The sequence below is a fragment of the Pseudomonas sp. BCA17 genome, from assembly GCF_004519405.1.
GTDB lineage: Bacteria > Pseudomonadota > Gammaproteobacteria > Pseudomonadales > Pseudomonadaceae > Aquipseudomonas.
On the sequence record NZ_SGWI01000009.1, the window covers coordinates 206761 to 222193 of the forward strand.

The 15433-nt window shown below is 61.4% G+C and carries 16 protein-coding genes; 6 read left to right on the forward strand and 10 right to left on the reverse strand.

Annotated features, from left to right (window positions below):
* The first annotated feature begins 100 nt into the window (after positions 1–100).
* A complete protein-coding gene (locus EXW71_RS27015) occupies positions 101–2077 on the forward strand; it encodes a pilus assembly protein TadG-related protein (RefSeq protein ID WP_134660945.1) in 1977 nt (658 codons plus the stop codon).
* On the opposite strand, the gene EXW71_RS27020 is transcribed toward EXW71_RS27015, so the two are convergent.
* Both EXW71_RS27020 and EXW71_RS27025 read right to left on the reverse strand, forming a co-directional pair.
* Entirely contained in the window at positions 2074–4794 is a 2721-nt protein-coding gene (locus EXW71_RS27020) for an ATP-binding protein (RefSeq protein WP_134660944.1), read from the reverse strand. The two genes, EXW71_RS27015 and EXW71_RS27020, sit on opposite strands and share 4 nt — an antisense overlap.
* Complete coding sequence (locus EXW71_RS27025) at positions 4791–5231, reverse strand: TadE/TadG family type IV pilus assembly protein (RefSeq protein ID WP_134660943.1); 441 nt, start codon at positions 5229–5231, stop codon at positions 4791–4793. The genes EXW71_RS27020 and EXW71_RS27025 overlap by 4 nt, the downstream gene beginning before the upstream one ends.
* A 72-nt stretch (positions 5232–5303) precedes the next feature.
* Between EXW71_RS27025 and EXW71_RS27030 the strand changes: the two genes are divergently transcribed.
* Both EXW71_RS27030 and EXW71_RS27035 read left to right on the forward strand, forming a co-directional pair.
* Positions 5304–5777, forward strand: coding sequence for a prepilin peptidase (locus tag EXW71_RS27030; protein ID WP_134660942.1), 474 nt, complete (start codon positions 5304–5306; stop codon positions 5775–5777).
* Positions 5778–5896: 119 nt separating this feature from the next.
* Positions 5897–6679, forward strand: coding sequence for a response regulator transcription factor (locus tag EXW71_RS27035; protein WP_134660941.1), 783 nt, complete (start codon positions 5897–5899; stop codon positions 6677–6679).
* Between the two features lie 58 nt (positions 6680–6737).
* Here the strand turns inward: EXW71_RS27035 and EXW71_RS27040 are convergent, their stop codons facing one another.
* From EXW71_RS27040 to cpaB, 8 genes are read right to left on the reverse strand one after another with little or no spacing between them, the layout of a single operon-like run.
* Entirely contained in the window at positions 6738–7010 is a 273-nt protein-coding gene (locus EXW71_RS27040) for a DUF3613 domain-containing protein (protein WP_123716033.1), read from the reverse strand.
* A gap of 2 nt (positions 7011–7012) precedes the next feature.
* The gene (locus EXW71_RS27045) at positions 7013–7735 is read right to left on the reverse strand and encodes a tetratricopeptide repeat protein (protein WP_134660940.1); all 723 of its coding nucleotides are present in this window, start codon (positions 7733–7735) and stop codon (positions 7013–7015) included.
* Between the two features lie 10 nt (positions 7736–7745).
* Complete coding sequence (locus tag EXW71_RS27050) at positions 7746–8639, reverse strand: type II secretion system F family protein (protein WP_134660939.1); 894 nt, start codon at positions 8637–8639, stop codon at positions 7746–7748.
* 1 nt (position 8640) lies between these two features.
* A complete protein-coding gene (locus EXW71_RS27055; protein ID WP_134660938.1) occupies positions 8641–9522 on the reverse strand; it encodes a type II secretion system F family protein in 882 nt (293 codons plus the stop codon).
* A gap of 19 nt (positions 9523–9541) precedes the next feature.
* Positions 9542–10804 carry a CpaF family protein gene (locus EXW71_RS27060; protein WP_134660937.1) on the reverse strand — a complete coding sequence of 421 codons (1263 nt, stop codon included), beginning with the start codon at positions 10802–10804 and terminating at the stop codon, positions 9542–9544.
* Complete coding sequence (locus EXW71_RS27065; protein WP_134660936.1) at positions 10801–11991, reverse strand: pilus assembly protein; 1191 nt, start codon at positions 11989–11991, stop codon at positions 10801–10803. The genes EXW71_RS27060 and EXW71_RS27065 overlap by 4 nt, the downstream gene beginning before the upstream one ends.
* Positions 11988–13208, reverse strand: coding sequence for a type II and III secretion system protein family protein (locus tag EXW71_RS27070; protein WP_134660935.1), 1221 nt, complete (start codon positions 13206–13208; stop codon positions 11988–11990). Before EXW71_RS27070 ends, EXW71_RS27065 begins: the two co-directional genes overlap by 4 nt.
* Positions 13209–13223: 15 nt before the next feature.
* On the reverse strand, positions 13224–14144 hold the full coding sequence (gene cpaB, locus EXW71_RS27075) for a Flp pilus assembly protein CpaB (RefSeq protein ID WP_134660934.1): 921 nt from the start codon (positions 14142–14144) through the stop codon (positions 13224–13226).
* Positions 14145–14479: 335 nt separating this feature from the next.
* On the opposite strand from cpaB, the gene EXW71_RS27080 reads away from it, so the two are divergent.
* From EXW71_RS27080 to EXW71_RS27090, 3 genes are read left to right on the forward strand one after another with little or no spacing between them, the layout of a single operon-like run.
* Positions 14480–14668 (forward strand): Flp family type IVb pilin, encoded by a 189-nt coding sequence (locus EXW71_RS27080; protein ID WP_134660933.1) that lies wholly within the window; start codon positions 14480–14482, stop codon positions 14666–14668.
* Positions 14669–14704: 36 nt separating this feature from the next.
* On the forward strand, positions 14705–14893 hold the full coding sequence (locus EXW71_RS27085; RefSeq protein WP_123716025.1) for a Flp family type IVb pilin: 189 nt from the start codon (positions 14705–14707) through the stop codon (positions 14891–14893).
* A 58-nt stretch (positions 14894–14951) separates the two neighbouring features.
* A complete protein-coding gene (locus EXW71_RS27090) occupies positions 14952–15359 on the forward strand; it encodes a response regulator (RefSeq protein WP_123716024.1) in 408 nt (135 codons plus the stop codon).
* The last annotated feature ends 74 nt before the right edge of the window (positions 15360–15433 follow it).

The window sequence follows — 15433 nt, forward strand, 5'->3', positions numbered from 1 at the left end:
CTTCTGCACCCTCAGACCAGCGTTTGCGTCAGCCCTGTCTACACTCATCTACAGCACAGGAGAGTAAGCGCTCGGCGACCCGCCGGCACAGGAGTGCTCGATGTCTCCCCGATTTCCAGGTAAGCAGCGTGGCGCCATTGGTCTGATGGCGGTGGGTGTGTTGGCGTTGGCATTGGTTTGCACATTATTGGTGATCGACAGCGGTCGTTTGTATCTGACCAAGCGCCAGTTGCAAGGCGTGGCGGACACGGCGGCGCTGGAGACCGTCAGCCGTGGGGGGACGTGCCAGGCCGGTTTGAGCGCAGCGGCCTATGCTGCGCAGAGTGTGGCGCGTAATAGTTTTGTACTGGGTAACGGCAATACATTGGTAGCCCGCTGCGGTTCGGTGATTACCGGCGCTTCGGGCATGCGCACCTTCAGCGCAAACCCGGCGCTGTCGTCAGCCATTCAAGTGGTGGTCAGCGAGACCGTTCCAACCAGCGTCGCGGCAGGTGTCTGGGCACTGACCTCCGGTAGTCCGCTGAGCCTCAACACTGTATTGACCGCCACGGCAGTGGCGGCGATCCCCACGCCGCCCTTGGCCCAGCTCTCCATCAGCAGCACGCTGGCCAGCGTCAACACGAGCAGTGCCAGCCTGTTGAACCCGTTGTTTTCCGGGCTGCTCGGCGGCAACGTCAACCTGACGGTCGCGGGTTGGAATGGCCTGATCAATACCAATATCAACCTGCTCAGCTACCTCAACCAATTGGCGATCAACCTCAACGTGACCGCCGGCAATTACACACAGTTGCTCAACACCAACGTCACTGCGACACAGTTGATCCAGGCCGCGATCAACGTGCTGACCGCCAACGGCGCTACAGCGGATGTATTGACCGCCTTGGGCAACCTGCAATTGGCTGCAATCAATCAGGCACCGCTGGCGCTTGGGCAGATCCTGCAGTTGCAGACGGGCGTCACCGCGGCGGCGCTCAACGCCAACCTTCAGGTCTTCCAACTGGTCCAGGGCATCGTGCAACTGTCCAACAGCCAGAGCGCGGTGGCGGCGACCTTGCCGGTAAGCCTGCTCGGGCTGGCCAATATCACCACCCAGGTCAAGGTCACCGAGCCGCCGCAATTGTCGGCCATTGGTAATCCGGCACTGGCGGCAGCCAACCCGCAGGGACCGAATGCGATCTACGTGCGTACGGCTCAGGTACGTACCGAGGTGACCGTCAGCTTGCCGGTGTTGAACGGTCTGTCGGGGATCAATACGGCGGTGAGCAACCTGGTGGGGCCACTGACGCCGGTGATCAACGGCCTGCTGAGCTTGAACCTGGTGACCACCATCAATTCGGCCCTGTGTCTGCTGGGGGCTGGTTGCCAGCAGTTGGATTTGCAGGTGCTGCCGGGCAACCTGTCACTCAATATCGTGTTGGATGCCGGTGGCGCCAGCAGTTATGTCACCGCCTACAGTTGCCCAACCGGCGGCGCCGGCACCAAGAGCCTGACCGCCAGCACCACCACTTCGCTGGCGTCGTTGAACGTAGGCAATATCACCAACGCGTTCTCCACCACGCAGCCAATGACGGTGGCCCCCCTGGCGCTGATCGATATCGGCACCAAGACCTGCCATGAGATCCTCGGTATCGGTAGCTGCGATGCTCGTGTGCCGTTTGCCGGTGGCGGCATCGGGATCAAGGTGCAAAGCCTGATCGCCGGCAGTGCCCAAACCCAGGTGTTTTCCAGCACCGCGCCGTTCGCCACGCCGCCCAATGTGGGGCTCGCGCCGTCTTATCAGGCCGCCACACCGTCCACCAATGTGGTCAGCAGCCTTTCCTCCACCCTCAACGGCGTCGGTATCACGGCCTATCAGCCGGTGGGCAATAACCCGTTGGGCAGCCTGATAGCGAACACCGTGTCGCTGCTCAGTGGCGTCAGCACTATTGTCACGCCGGTGGTGGACGGCCTGTTGGGCCCGCTGCTGAACCCGATTCTCAACAATCTGTTGAACAGCCTGGGCATCAGCCTGGTGAACGTAAATGTCGGCGCCAACCTGACCTGTGGCCAGACCGGGGAAGCCTACCTGGTGATTTAAGCATCGACGGCCCTGGGCAGTTCCACGCAAAAGCGCGCGCCCTGTTCACCATTGCTGACGCTCAGGCGACCGCCCATGTTTTCCACGATACCGTAGCTCACCGACAAGCCCAGCCCGGTGCCCACGCCAATCGGCTTGGTGGTGAAAAACGGTTCGAAGATCCGCTCCAGCAGCCGTGGGTCGATGCCACCGCCGTTGTCTTCGACCCAGATGCGTACATGTTGGCTATCGTGTTCGGTACGTATGTCGATCCACGGGCGCAGCTCGGGATTTCTCTCGCGCTGGCTGAGCAGCGCATCGCGCGAGTTGACCATCAGGTTGATCAGCACTTGCTCAAGCTGATCGACGTGACCTTTGACCTGCACCGGTATATCCGCCTGGCTCAGGCGCACGTCTACGCCTTTGCTGCGCAAACCTTCACTGAGTAACGACAGGGTCCCTTCGACCGCCTGGGCCGGGTCGAAAGGTTGTTGCTCGACTTCCGAGCGGCGGCCGAACACGCGCATATGGTCCACAACCCGCGCCGCGCGCTGCACCTGGGCGTCGATGCGCTGGAGTTTTTCGGTGAGGTAATCCACCTCTGCGTTGCCGGTGCTCAGGCGTTTGAGCACGTTGACAATGGCCATGCGCATCACGTTCAGCGGCTGGTTGATCTCGTGGGCCAGGCCCGTGGCCATTTCGCCGAGGGTGGCCATTTTCGCGCTTTGCGTCAGTTGTTGCTGGGAGCGGCGTACTTCAGTGTTGTCGCGGCCCACGGCCTGTACTTCCAGCAACGCGCCTTGCTCATCAAACACTCCACGGTCCGACCACACCCACCAGGCGTGCTCGCGCCCCGGCAGCTGCAGGTTGATTTCCGCCGTGCTGACTGGAAATTCCGGGGTCAATTGGTGGACGCGTTGTACAAACGCCTGACGCTGTTCGTCCGACAACCAGTCGCCCAGGTTCAGCCCCGGCAGCTGGCGTGGCTGGCATTCCAGGTAATTGGCCAGCGGCGTGTTGCCAAAGGTCAGGGTCAGGTCCGGACGGTAGCGGCAGATCATCGCCGGGGAGTCCTCCACCAGAATGCGGTAGCGCTCCTCACTGTCCTTGACTTGTTGCGCCGCCAGGGTCGCCTCGGTGACGTCCAGCCACAAGCCAACCGCCTCCACCGGCAGGCCGAGGTCGTCGCGCAACAGCTTGGCTTCATCGAGCAGCCAGTGGTAAGCGCCCTGTTTGTCTTGCACCCGATAACGGCTGCGCACACTGCCTTCGCGCAGCAGCTGGCGTGTGCGTTGGAAGTACAGGTCGCGGTCGTCCGGGTGCACCCATTGCACCAGGCTGTCGTGGTTGCATTCGTCCAGTGTGCGACCCAGCAGCGGCAGCAGGCTGTCGCTGAAAAAAACCGGGTGCAGGGCGCCGTTCACATAGCGTTGTACGTAGATGATGGCGGGCGAGCTGGCGATCAGGTTTTCCAGGCGCGCATGGGCGACGTCGGCTTGTAACTGCTGGTTCTTGATGTCGCTGATGTCGAGCATAAAACCGATGCAACGGCGTTGCTCGCCGGTGCCCAGCACCTGGCCTTGGACGCGATACCAGGTGTTGTCGCTACGACTGAGGCGCACGCTGGCAAGCAGGGGCTTGCCAAGGTTTTGCAGATCCCGCAGACGGCTCTGCAGTTCAAGACGGTCGGCGGGGTGGATCAGGTTCAGCCAGGTATCCAGAGCTTGTCGGGTCGGCTCTTCTTCCTGGCCCAGGTTACGCATCAATTGCGGGGCGAGTTGGATCTCGCCGCTGCCGGGCAGCAGCTCCCACCATCCTGTGCCCAGCAAACCTTGCAGGGCTTCCAGGCGCTCCAGCTGTTGGTGGTGGCGCTGTTCGCGCAGGCGGCTGAGCAAGGGCGCAGCGAGGGCGGCGGCGAGGTCAAGCCAGTCGCGATCACTGGCGTAAGGCTGACCGTGGTAGGCCCCGCACAACAACCACGCGGCGACGCCCTGGCCGTCGCGATAGGGCACAAGGAACCCGTCGGCGTTGCCGAACACGCTGTGTAAACGCGGGTGCTCGCCACGCCCATACGGCGCTTTGAGGGCCTGTGGCGCAGTGCCGTTGAGGCTGTCCAGGCAGGTGCCGAGGCGTTGCCCGGTATGCCAGAGCTGCGGCGCATCATGGTTGGCGTACTGGCCGTAGACCCGCCAGCCTTGGTCTTCCTGGTCGAGCAACGCGAGGCCCACACAGGGAATGCGCCAGCGCTGCGCCACGCTGCACAACTGTTCGTTGAACACCTCGGGCAAACGGCTGAGGCTGCACACCCGCAGGTGCTCGCTGACCAGGCTGGTGAGGTGGTGATTCTGTTCGCGTTGCTCGGCCAGTTGCCGGCCGCCGAGTAAATCGCTGATGTCCACCGCATGCAGCAGCCAGCCGTTGTCATATGGCTCAAGCGTGCCACGGGTGTACAGGGTTTGCCCGGAGACACCCTGGAAATCCAGGTCGAGGCTGTGGCGTTGCCAGTCGGCCGGCACGCCTTCCAACGCCAGGGCGCTGTCGGCGCTGAGCAAGTCTTGCAACGGTAGCGTGACCGCGTGTGGGACGAGGTATTGACGTAAGGTGCCGCTGATTTCGAGCACGCGCCCTTGAGCGTCCAGGTGCAGGTGCAGCCCAGCATAAGCAGGCGCCGGCGCGTCGAGGGCCAACGCAGCACTGCGGCCGAGCAGGCGCCCGAAGAGTTTGTCCCCGGCGGTCAAAACTGCAGGCTCGATTGGGCCTGCAACGTCACCGGTAACTGCGGCACGGTGCCAATGCCAGGCAACACGATAAATGGCATCACGTTCTGGAGATTGGCCGTGGGGTAGCTGATTTTTACCGTTACCAGGCCGCTGACCAGCGTGGTGCTGACGTGTGTCGCTACATTGAAGTTGAAGGCGGGGGGGATCCACCCCAGGCGTGTGGCGACGGTGCTATTGGCCGTGTTGATCACTGCCGCGTCATAGCCTTGCATACTCGGGTCCAGGCCCACGACCAGGCGCACGGCTTCGGCGGTCGCCTGGTTGAACGACTGCTTTAGCAGCAGTGGCAGGCTATAGCTGACCATTGCGTAGAACACGGCGAAAAAAATCACGAACACGGCCACGAATTCGATCGCTGCCGTGCCTTTTTGCTGTTTGGGGAGGCTTGTTCTCATCACCGCGTCTACCCTGACGGCTACTACTTGATATCAGCATAGAATCAATCAGCCAAAAGGGATGTTTTTTACGTGATCCAGGGTGCCGTGGTGCTGGTGTGGTTGGGGCTGTGCGCGGTGCAGGACGCGCGGCAGCGCTTGCTCGCCAATCGCCTGACGCTGGGGGCGGCGCTGTTGGCATTGATCTATCTGCTGTGCACGGGCAACACATGGCTGGGCTCGCCCGCCGGGCAGGGCCTGTTGGCGTTTGCGCTGGCGCTGCTGCTGACCCTTCCGGGGTACGCCCTGGGCCGCCTGGGCGCGGGGGATGTGAAATTGCTCGCGGCGTTGGCGCTGGCTTCGAATGCCGAGTATTTACTGGGGGCTTTTATCGGGGCGACAGTCGCCAGCGTGCTCTGGTTGATGCTTGCGCCAACGGTGTGGCCGCTTATGGGGCAAGGGCTTAAAAACCAACTTCTCTACTTGGCGCCGCACGCGTCAAAAAAACTGCCGTTCGCCCCGTTTTTGCTGGTGGGGTTCGCGCTTGCCTGGTGTTGGATCCATTAGTCGTCGCGGGTATTAACGCTATGTACATAGTCGGAAAGTACGTCTACGTTTAAGTTGTGTAGGAGTATTCGTCGTAAAGGATGGGTCAAACTTTTGGCTTGCCAGGCATGGAGTCGCGCGTGAACAAGCTTACCTCTGCGGTAAAAGTGCTCGTAGTCGACGATCAACCGCTGATCGTGGAAGAACTCTGTGAGTTTCTCGAGAGCAGCGGCTTTCGCTGCGTCCCTTGTGAATCCAGCCAGCAAGCCTTGACGCGTTTCAGCCAGGATGTCGACATCGGCCTGGTGCTGTGCGATCTGCACATGCCGGACATGGACGGCATCGAGTTGGTCCAGGCGTTGCAAAAGATCGCCGGTAAGCAGCGGGCCTTCGAAGCGATCATGTTGACCGGTCGCGCCGACAAGCAGGACGTGATCAAGGCCCTGCGTGCCGGATTCGCCGACTACTACCAGAAGCCGATCAATCTGCATGAATTGCTCGAAGGCTTGCAGCGACAGGAAGCCGCGTTGGAGGAGCGCAGGAAAGACCTGCAACTGGGGCACTTGAATCAGAAGCTGCAATTTCTGTCCGAATCCATCAATGACCTGTATCAGGACCTCGACAAAGTACGTCGCAGCCCAACCGGACCGGAGGGCGATGAGGTATCGGCCGCGGACGCCGCACCATTGGAAGTCCCGGCAATCTTCAACCAGCTGTCACCGCGCCAATTGGATGTGGCGCGGCTGGTGGGCAAGGGCCAGACCAACTATCAGATTGCCTGCGAATTGGGCATTACGGAAAACACTGTGAAGTTGTACGTGTCCCAGGTGCTGCGCTTGACCCATATGCATAACCGTACGCAACTGGCACTGGCGCTGTCACCAGCCAGTGCGGCGCTGCACCAGCGTGTGACGGCCCACTGATTGTTCTTTGAAATGTGGGAGGGGCTTGCCGCACCTCCCGCAGTTGGAACTGCAGCAACTACTGATGATTGCCGCCGGTTTGCCCCCCCACCTTCTGTTCGAAGAACTCCGGAATCGGATGCTTGTAGCTGTCCAGCAATCGTTGGGCGGCTTGATCGCGTTCGGCGGCGGTGGCTTTCTGCGGCGTGCTGGACGCAAGCTTGCCGCTGGACTGCAGCGTCAGCCAACTCTCGGTAACGGCCTGTTGCGGGGATGATGGGCCGGGCTCCATGGCCATGATGTGCAGGGGCAATGTCAGCACTGCCAGGCTTGCGAGATAAGGTAGTTTCATCATCAATTCCTCGGGTTGCCGGCGGCGTCACTGGCCTCGGCGATCTGATCTTTGGCCTTGGCGACGGGCGTGTTGGAACCCTTGAGTTTCTCGGCCCTGGCCTGGGCTTCGGTGACTTGTTCGGGGCTCAGGCCCATCTGGCTGACCAACTGGGCGGCCTGCTTCCAGTTGTCCTGATAGATCAGCAAGGTCACCAGATTGATCGCCGCCAATGGGTCGCTCTGCTTGAGCTCCATGGCGGTCATGAATTCGAAGCGGGCGTCTTCCAGGCGCAGTTGGTTGAGGTACACCACGCCCAGGTCGTTGCGGATTTTTTCGTCGGTCGGCGCCAGCCTTGCCGCGCGCTGCAAGTGCGCCATGGCTTGCCCGTTGTCGCCCTTGGCCGAGGCGAGTTGGCCCAGGCCATGTTCACCTTCGGCGGCCATGCAGGTGCCGAGCAGGCTGCGGTACAACGGCTCGGCCTCGCTGCGGCCGAGCAACCGATAGGCCTTGGCCTGGCGCAGGCGCACCTGGGGCAAGTGCGTGGGCAAGTTCTGCAGGTTGGCCAGGCTGGCGTGCAGCTTGCCGTCGTTGGCCATTTCATCGGCCAGGTTCAGTGCCAATTCCTGGTCGGAACCGGGCTTGGGGCAACTGCCGCTGGCCGTGAGCGCGCTCCACGGGGTTTGGCCATTGCTGGCGCAACCGCCGAGCAACAACAGGCTCAAACCGGCTATCAATGCTTTCATGGAGCGCTCCTCATAAGTGACTCAACGCTTGGGATATGCCGATGAACGCCGGCCCCCCGAGTACGATCAGCAGGGCGGGAAACAGAAAAACCATCATCACCACCGACATTTTTGCCGACATTTTCGAGACGAATTCCTGGATGCGGGTCAGGCGGCGGTCGTCGAGCAACTGCTTGAGCGCCAGCAACGACTTCATCGCGCCGCCACCTTGCTGCACCAATTGCTGGAGGATGGTGCAGGTATCGGTAAATTCATGCACGGCCAGCAGCCGGGCGGTCTTGCCCAGTTCCTCGCTGAGTTCCAGGCCGGAGTCGACGCGGGTCAGGATCAGGTGCAACTCATGGGTCAAGGCCGGCAGCAGGCGCTGCGCTTCAATGCTTAACACGCGCAGCGCTTGTTCGACGGCCATGCCTGACTCGAACAGGATGCGCAGCAGAGGGATGAAGGTCGCCACCTCTTGGGCGATCTGCTGCTGCCGACCTTTCGCGACGCTGGACAGGATGCGCTTGGGCAGCAGGTAGCCAATGCCCAGTGCAATCAGGGGCGCAAGCCAAGGCGAGGCGATGTGGGGAAACAGCACGCTCTGGGCCACTACTACAAGGCCCAGCAGTACCAATGGGGTGCCGATCTGCAAAGCGGCGAACATCGAGCGCTGGCTGGTTTTACGCCAGCCGACCCGGTTGAGCAGGACCTGGGTTTCGTTGTCCAGGCTCACCGAGCGTTGCGCCAGCTGGCTGCTGCCCAGTTGCTGCAACAGGCTGCCGAATTTAGCTTCGCGGCCCATCCGGCCCTGCAAGCGTTGGGCAACCAGGCGCTGGCCGCGCCGGTGCCGGATCAGGTTGGCGAGCACCAGCGCCAGGGCGGCGAGGAACAGAACGGCGCTGATCAGCAGGGCAATTGCCATGTCATACGCTCCGCAACATGCGCCATAAGGTGAAGCAGCCCATGAGCTGCATGGCCAGGGCCACGAACAACAGCAGGCGACCCGTGCTGTCGTTCCACATGGTCATCAGGTACGCGGGGTTCACTGCCAGGAAGTAGCCCACCATGGAAATCGGCAGGGCGGTGAGCACGTAGGCGGTCACCCGGGTTTCGCCGGTCAGGGCGCGCAGCTGGCGGGCGGCCTGCTCGCGTTCGCGGATCATCTTGATCAGGTTTTCCAACAGTTCGCTGGCGTTGCCGCCATAGCGGTGGTTGACCTTCAAGCCCAACGCGAACAGGCGAAATTCGTCACGCTCGTAGAATTCGGCAAAGTCATGGATCGACTCCGGCAGGCTGACGCCCAATTGCACGTTGCGCTGGATACGCCCCATGGCCTGTTTCAGTGGGGCTTCGGTGATCTCGATGCCACCCAGCACCGCGTCGGCCAGGGTGCGCCCGGCCTTGAGACTGCGCACGGTGTGGTCGAGCAATGCCGGCAATTGTTCGATCATGCGCTTGATGCGCCGCTGATACCGCCAGGCGACGTACAAGCGCAGCAGCAGGGGTGGCACTACCAGCATCGCCAACAAGCCGGGCCAGCCGGCAACCATCAGCCCCAACAGGACGCCCAGCACCCACATCGCCAGCCACAGCCCCAGGCTGTCACTGGGTTTGCCCAGGCCCGCGCGCACGAACATGCGCTCCATGCCGCTCCACTGGCTGGCCACTTCGGCGGGCTTCGGCTGGCCTTCGGCAAGACGGTCCAGTACGCGTTCGGTCTGGGCGCGGCGCAGGCCATGTTGAAACGATCGAATCGACAGGCCGGCCAGGATCAGGCAGATAAGCAGCAGAATGGCCCCAGTCATGGTCGAGCCCCTTTCAAGGTCATGTCGGTTCGCGGCGCAGTTTTTCACCGGCCGGGTTGACCGCTTCACGCAGGAAGCCGAAGCCGGTTCGCCGATCGTGGCGGAACAGGGTGTTGGTCACGTACACGTCTTCGCGAATGCCCACCACCTCGACCACCTCGCTGACACAGCGGCGTCCGTCGGGCAGGCGGGTCAGTTGAATCACCACATCCAGTGCCGCACAGATCATTTGCCGCAGGGTTTTTTCCGCCACTACCCGGCCAGTCAAACCCACCAGGGTTTCCAGGCGCAGCAGGGCATCGGCAGCGTTGTTGGCGTGCAAGGTACTCATGGACCCGTCGTGGCCGGTGTTCATGGCAGTGAGTACATCGAGCACTTCCACGCCACGGATTTCACCCAGGATGATGCGGTCGGGGCGCATCCGCAGGGCGTTGCGGATCAGGTCGCTGGCCTTGACCTCGCCATGGCCCTCGGCATTCGGCGGACGGGTTTCCAGGCGCACCACGTGAGGGTGGCCCAGTTGCAGTTCGGCGACGTCTTCAATGGTCACCAGCCGCTCATGGGGGTTGATCAGTTGGCTGAGGATGTTCAGCAGCGTGGTTTTACCCGTGCCGGTGCCACCGCTGATGAGGATGTTGCAGCGTTTGCCTACGGCCTCCTGGAGGAAGTCAAAGATGTTCTGGTCGATGGTCTGCATGGCCACCAGGTCACTGCTCTTGAGCATGTCCTTGCGAAACTTGCGGATCGACAGGCACGGTCCGTCCAGGGCAATCGGCGGGATGATCGCATTGACCCGGCTGCCATCGGGCAGGCGCGCATCGACCATCGGCGACGACTCATCCAGGCGTCGGCCGAGGGGCGCGAGGATGCGTTGCATCACGCGTTCCACATGGTGGGAGTCGATAAACCGCAGGTCGCTCTGGTGCAGCAGGCCGTCGCGCTCTATAAACACCCGGTGTGGGCCGTTGACCAGGATCTCGGTGACGGACGGGTCGCGCAGTAGTACTTCCAGCGGGCCGAAGCCGGTCAGTTCGTCGACGATTTCCTCGGCCAGGCGCTCCATCTCATAACGGGAAATCGCCAGGTGCATGCGGTTGATGTATTCGGCCACTTTGTCGATGACAAACTGCGCCAATAATGGGCGTGAACCTTCCAGCAGGTTTTTCCCCGACTCTTCGATGGCATCGATGATGTAGCGATGGAACACCAGCTTGAGCCCGTCGTGCTCGGCGTTGCCGTTGAGGGCATGGGCGGGGGCACCGAAGAGTTTTTCACTGTTCATTTGCCGGCTCTCAGCAGGCGATCAAGCCAGTTGTGGGAGGGCTTTTCCAAGTTGGCCGAACGTTTTGCCAGGCGCTCTCCCAGGCTCTTCAGACCCTGGGTCAGGGGTTCTCGTGGCGCCAGGGCGAACAAGGTCTGGCCCTGGTTTTTTGCGTTCAGGCGCACGTCCGGGCTCAGGGGCAGCACGGCAATCACCTCCAGGCCAAAGCTTTTGCTCAGGGTTTCGGAGTCTGGTGCACAGCTCTTGATATAGCCATCGACCAACAGTCTGGTGTGCTCCAGCTTCATGCCTTTTTCGCGCCACAGGTTCAGTACAGCGAGGTTGCGCCTGCAGTCCAGCACGCTCTGGTCGGTGTACCACAACAGTTTGTCGCAATGGCTGACAAAGGTGCGCAGGGCTTCGCTGTCGGGTTGGCCGAGAAGGTTCACCACGATGTGCTGGAAGTGTTGGCGCAGCGCGCTGAGCAGCATGTACAGCTCGGCGGCGCTGGTGCGCTCCAGGGGCTCGTCGTTGGTTGCGTAGGCAAGGATGCGCAGGCCGTCTTCGGCGCTGGTGAATGCGCTGTTGATCAGGGTGGTGTCCAGCCGCCGCAGGTGGCGCAGGGCGTCGCCGAAATGAAACGAGCTTTCCAGCCCCAACAGCGCCAGGCTGTCACCTCGGGGCAGGCCCAGATCCAGCAGCAAAGTGTGCTGACCGCTCTTCTGTACGACCAGTGCCAGGTGGCTGGCCAGCAGTGCGCCGTCGGCATTGCTTTGGGTGCCGTACAGCACGGTCAGGCCACCCAGTTGGGTGTTGGTGGTGACCGGCGGCAGGCGTTTGCTCAGGCGCCGCACTAGCCCGGCCACTTCACTGGAACGCGAGCCGTAGGCGACAAAATCCCGTGCGCCGGCACGCATGGCGTTGAGCACCAACTGGTTGTCCATGCCGTCACCAAGGGCGACGATGGCGAGCATCGGCTTGGCTTCCAGGGCGCCTTCGATCAATGCGCTTTGGGCCACTACGTGTTCGCGGTCAAGGCCGATAAACACCAGGCTGGCGAAGGTCACATCGACCAGCGCGAGCAGTTCGTCCAGCGTACTGCCGGCGCTGACCACTTGGCCAAGCGGCGCCAGCGCACCCTGCAGCCATTCCAGGTCCGTGTTGTTGCGGGTGATTGCCAGAAACGTCTGGCTCAGGCTATCGCTCATTGGGACAACCCGTTGAGTCGGTCGAAGTTGCCGTTTTCCAGGAAGTACAGGCGATACCAGTTCGGGTCGTAGTTGCGCAGCTTCTCGCCCGGCAAAGACGGCAGTTGGGCATTGGCCGCCAATGGCTGCACCAGGTGCGGGGTGACGATCATCAGCAGCTCCTTGTCCTGGCGGTTGATAGTGGAGTCGCGAAAGAATGCGCCCAGGATCGGGATGTCACCCAGGCCGGGAAACTTGCTGATATTGGTGGTGTTGGTGCTGCTGATCAGCCCGCTGATTACGAAGCTCTCGCCGTCTGCCAGGGACACGCTGGTGTCAGTACGGCGGATGGTCAGGGCCGGGACCTTGATATTGTCGATGACGACGGCGTTGGTGTAGTCCAGCTCACTGACTTCCGGTGCGACTTTGAGGGAGATCCGGTTACGGTCGATCACGGTCGGGGTCAAGGTCAGGCGAATGCCGAATTCTTTGTATTCGATGGAAATGTTGTTGCTGGCGCTGCTCGGCACCGGGATCGGCACCTCGCCGCCGGCCAGGAACGTTGCACTCTGGCCACTCATCGCCACCAGGCTTGGACGCGCGAGGGTGTAGGCGAACCCGCTGCTTTCCAGGGCGTTGATCATCGCGGAGACCCGCCCCCCGCCAAACCCGATATTGAAGTTGTCGGGGCTCACCGGCAGTTTGAAGACGCCTTCGGAGGGGGATAACAGGCTGGGACTGCCCAGGAAAAAGTTTTTACCAGTGCCCAGAATCTTGGTACTGGCCTCCTTGAGCTTGGTGCGGCTGACCTCCACAAAACGAATGTCGGTCTGTACCTGGCTGGGCAGCAGGGGGTCTTCCGACGGTGACAATGACAGGCTGGTCAGGGCCGAGATGGCCTTGCCCTTGACGAATACCATGCTCTGGCGCGGCGTGTTCGAACAGGCGGTCCAGACCATCAGGCTGGTGGTGCCGGGGGCGATGCCGGTCAGCAGGAAACCACGGTCGCCGTTGAGGTGTACGTCGGCAATTTTCGGATCACCAATCGCCAGCCGGGTGATGGCCACCGGTGATTGCAGTGCCTGTTGCAAGCCTTCACCCACCGAAAGGGCAGCGGGTAGTTGACCCAGGCTGCCGCAATTGCCCGGGGCGGCCACGGCCAGGCCCACAGACAGGTTCGACAACAGCAGGGCACAGGCGATTTTCAGCGTGAACGCCGGTGCGAAACGTCGGCTCATGCGCAGCATCCTTGTTCAGTCGGGCGTTTGTTGGGTGACTTGATTGCCGCGGATTACCTCGACACCGGTGCGACGCGGACTGCCCTGGGCGACTTTTTTCGGGGCCTGGGCAAAGGCCAATTGCGTGAACTGGTAAAGGTCGCGGTTGGCGCTCTGCAATTTGCCCGGCACATCGCTTTCGCCCGCCCAGTAATGGCTCAGCAAACGTTCGTCGGCACTGCGTACCGCCAGGCGTAAAGTGCCGGCTTGAGTGGCGAGCATCAGGCGGCTCAGCAGGGCCTCGGGCACCGCCAGCACCACCGTGCGAGACGGGGCGTGACGTTGCGCTTTTTCCTCGGCGGTGAGCGCAGGCGGGGAGGCGGGGGTGCCGTCATTGCTCAAGCCCATTTGATCGCCGACGCTGAGCAAACGCATGGCGGGTACCACCACCTGGGCCGATTGTTCGAGGTTGGCGGCGTCCTGGCGCAGGTACAGCAGCACATCCACATAGTCGCCGGGGCTCAATTGGCCGGCGGCGCCAATCACTTCATCCACGGCAACGGCCAGGGCGCGTTCGTCAGGGCGAATCATTCGCGCCAGTGGGCCACCTGGGGTGAAGCTTTCTTCATTCAGCCAGGTGCCGGCGCGCAGGGCTCGCCAAGGGGTGCGGCCGACGGCCTGATCGACACTGGTCATGCTGCCGGCTGGTACGGTGCGCAGTTTTTCCACCGCGAGGTCGGCGGCATTCAGGGGAACAAAGGGCGGGACGTCGTGGGCCAATACCACGACCGGTTGGCGGGTCTGGTCTTCCACCACGGTTACGGCTTTTTCGACAGGTGCCGCCTGGGGGGGCGGTGCCGGTGCGGGCGTGCGGCTCAGGACCAATCCCCAATAGCCGGCAAACAGTGCACCAAGCAGAAGCACCCCGGCCAATACCATGCTGAGACGCGTGTTCATGACGGCGCTCCCCTTCCTGTTGCCCTGCACAACCGGCGTATCCGAGCAGGCTAAATTCGCAACTTGGTTGCTATGAACATGTGACTAACTATTTCGCTATTTGAAGGTAGTTCAGCTAGGACAAAATGCCATTACTGACAGCAAGATTTCTTGCGTATCGCTGGCGATGGCTTTGAAAACACGGATTTAAGGCGCCAATAAACGTAACCACTACTTTGTGATTAATCAGTTCTTACAGTTGTGAGGCTGGGGTTTGTTGACAATGCTCAGATGGCACATCGCAATTACCGTGCGGAGCAGTGTTTAGGGCGCCCGAGCGCCTGAGGAGAAGTACGATGATCCTTGAACTGTTGATAAAACTTCATATTCAGCTCCAGTTGCTTTTTCGGCGCCAAGACGGTGCTACAGCGATTGAATACCTCATTCTGGTGGCAATCGTAGCGCTGGTGATTCTGGCTGCGGGCACAACCCTGGGGCCGAAAATCACGACTTTCTTCGGTAAGATCAACACCGCCTTGACCTGAGTTCCAGACCGTATCCTGCGACTGAGGAGATGTACTATGGTCCTTGATCTGTTGATGAGAATGCGTGCTCAACTGCTTTTGCTTTGGTACCGAAAAGACGGCGCGACGGCGATTGAATACCTCATTCTGGTGGCAATCGTGGCGCTGGTCGTCCTGGCAGCCGGGGTGACGCTGGGGCCGCAGATCACCACCTTCATTGGTAAAATCACGACAGCCATAACGTGATCTCAGACAGCATCCTGTGAGTACTCACGTCATTGATTGGCAACACCAGGTAGTACCCATGAATGCTGCAACCGGACCTTTTCGCCAACAAATCCTGTTGGTGGATGACGAAGAAGATGCCCTCGTAGAACTGGCCGAGTCGCTGGAGAACGAGGGCTTCGTTTGTTTCACCGCCACCTCCGTCACCTACGCCTTGCAGGAGCTGACCCTGAACCCGGACATCGCACTGGTCATCACCGACCTGAGCATGCCCGAGGAAAGTGGTATCTCGTTGATCAAGCGCCTGCGCGAACATACTGACCGGCAACACTTGCCGGTGATCGTGATGTCGGGGCATGCCCAGATGGATGACGTCAGCGATATGTTGCGCCTGCAGGTGCTGGATCTGTTTCGCAAGCCCATCTACCTGGTGCGCTTGATCGATACCCTCAACAACCTTTTCCCCCTGGTCAAACACCGATTGTAGTGAGCGGGCTCACTGTGCCGAGGGCGCTTGCTCACCGCTGCCTGCAGCGGGGTGCCTCGCACCCCGGCGCAGGA

Excerpts from the sequence above, each read along its gene's own strand:
- EXW71_RS27015 (WP_134660945.1), top strand. The coding sequence starts at position 101 with ATGTCTCCCCGATTTCCAGGTAAGCAGCGTGGCGCCATTGGTCTGATG.
- EXW71_RS27025 (WP_134660943.1), bottom strand. The coding sequence starts at position 5,231 with ATGAGAACAAGCCTCCCCAAACAGCAAAAAGGCACGGCAGCGATCGAA.
- EXW71_RS27040 (WP_123716033.1), bottom strand. The coding sequence starts at position 7,010 with ATGAAACTACCTTATCTCGCAAGCCTGGCAGTGCTGACATTGCCCCTG.
- EXW71_RS27045 (WP_134660940.1), bottom strand. The coding sequence starts at position 7,735 with ATGAAAGCATTGATAGCCGGTTTGAGCCTGTTGTTGCTCGGCGGTTGC.
- EXW71_RS27050 (WP_134660939.1), bottom strand. The coding sequence starts at position 8,639 with ATGGCAATTGCCCTGCTGATCAGCGCCGTTCTGTTCCTCGCCGCCCTG.
- EXW71_RS27055 (WP_134660938.1), bottom strand. The coding sequence starts at position 9,522 with ATGACTGGGGCCATTCTGCTGCTTATCTGCCTGATCCTGGCCGGCCTG.
- EXW71_RS27060 (WP_134660937.1), bottom strand. The coding sequence starts at position 10,804 with ATGAACAGTGAAAAACTCTTCGGTGCCCCCGCCCATGCCCTCAACGGC.
- EXW71_RS27065 (WP_134660936.1), bottom strand. The coding sequence starts at position 11,991 with ATGAGCGATAGCCTGAGCCAGACGTTTCTGGCAATCACCCGCAACAAC.
- EXW71_RS27070 (WP_134660935.1), bottom strand. The coding sequence starts at position 13,208 with ATGAGCCGACGTTTCGCACCGGCGTTCACGCTGAAAATCGCCTGTGCC.
- cpaB (WP_134660934.1), bottom strand. The coding sequence starts at position 14,144 with ATGAACACGCGTCTCAGCATGGTATTGGCCGGGGTGCTTCTGCTTGGT.
- EXW71_RS27080 (WP_134660933.1), top strand. The coding sequence starts at position 14,480 with ATGATCCTTGAACTGTTGATAAAACTTCATATTCAGCTCCAGTTGCTT.
- EXW71_RS27085 (WP_123716025.1), top strand. The coding sequence starts at position 14,705 with ATGGTCCTTGATCTGTTGATGAGAATGCGTGCTCAACTGCTTTTGCTT.
- EXW71_RS27090 (WP_123716024.1), top strand. The coding sequence starts at position 14,952 with ATGAATGCTGCAACCGGACCTTTTCGCCAACAAATCCTGTTGGTGGAT.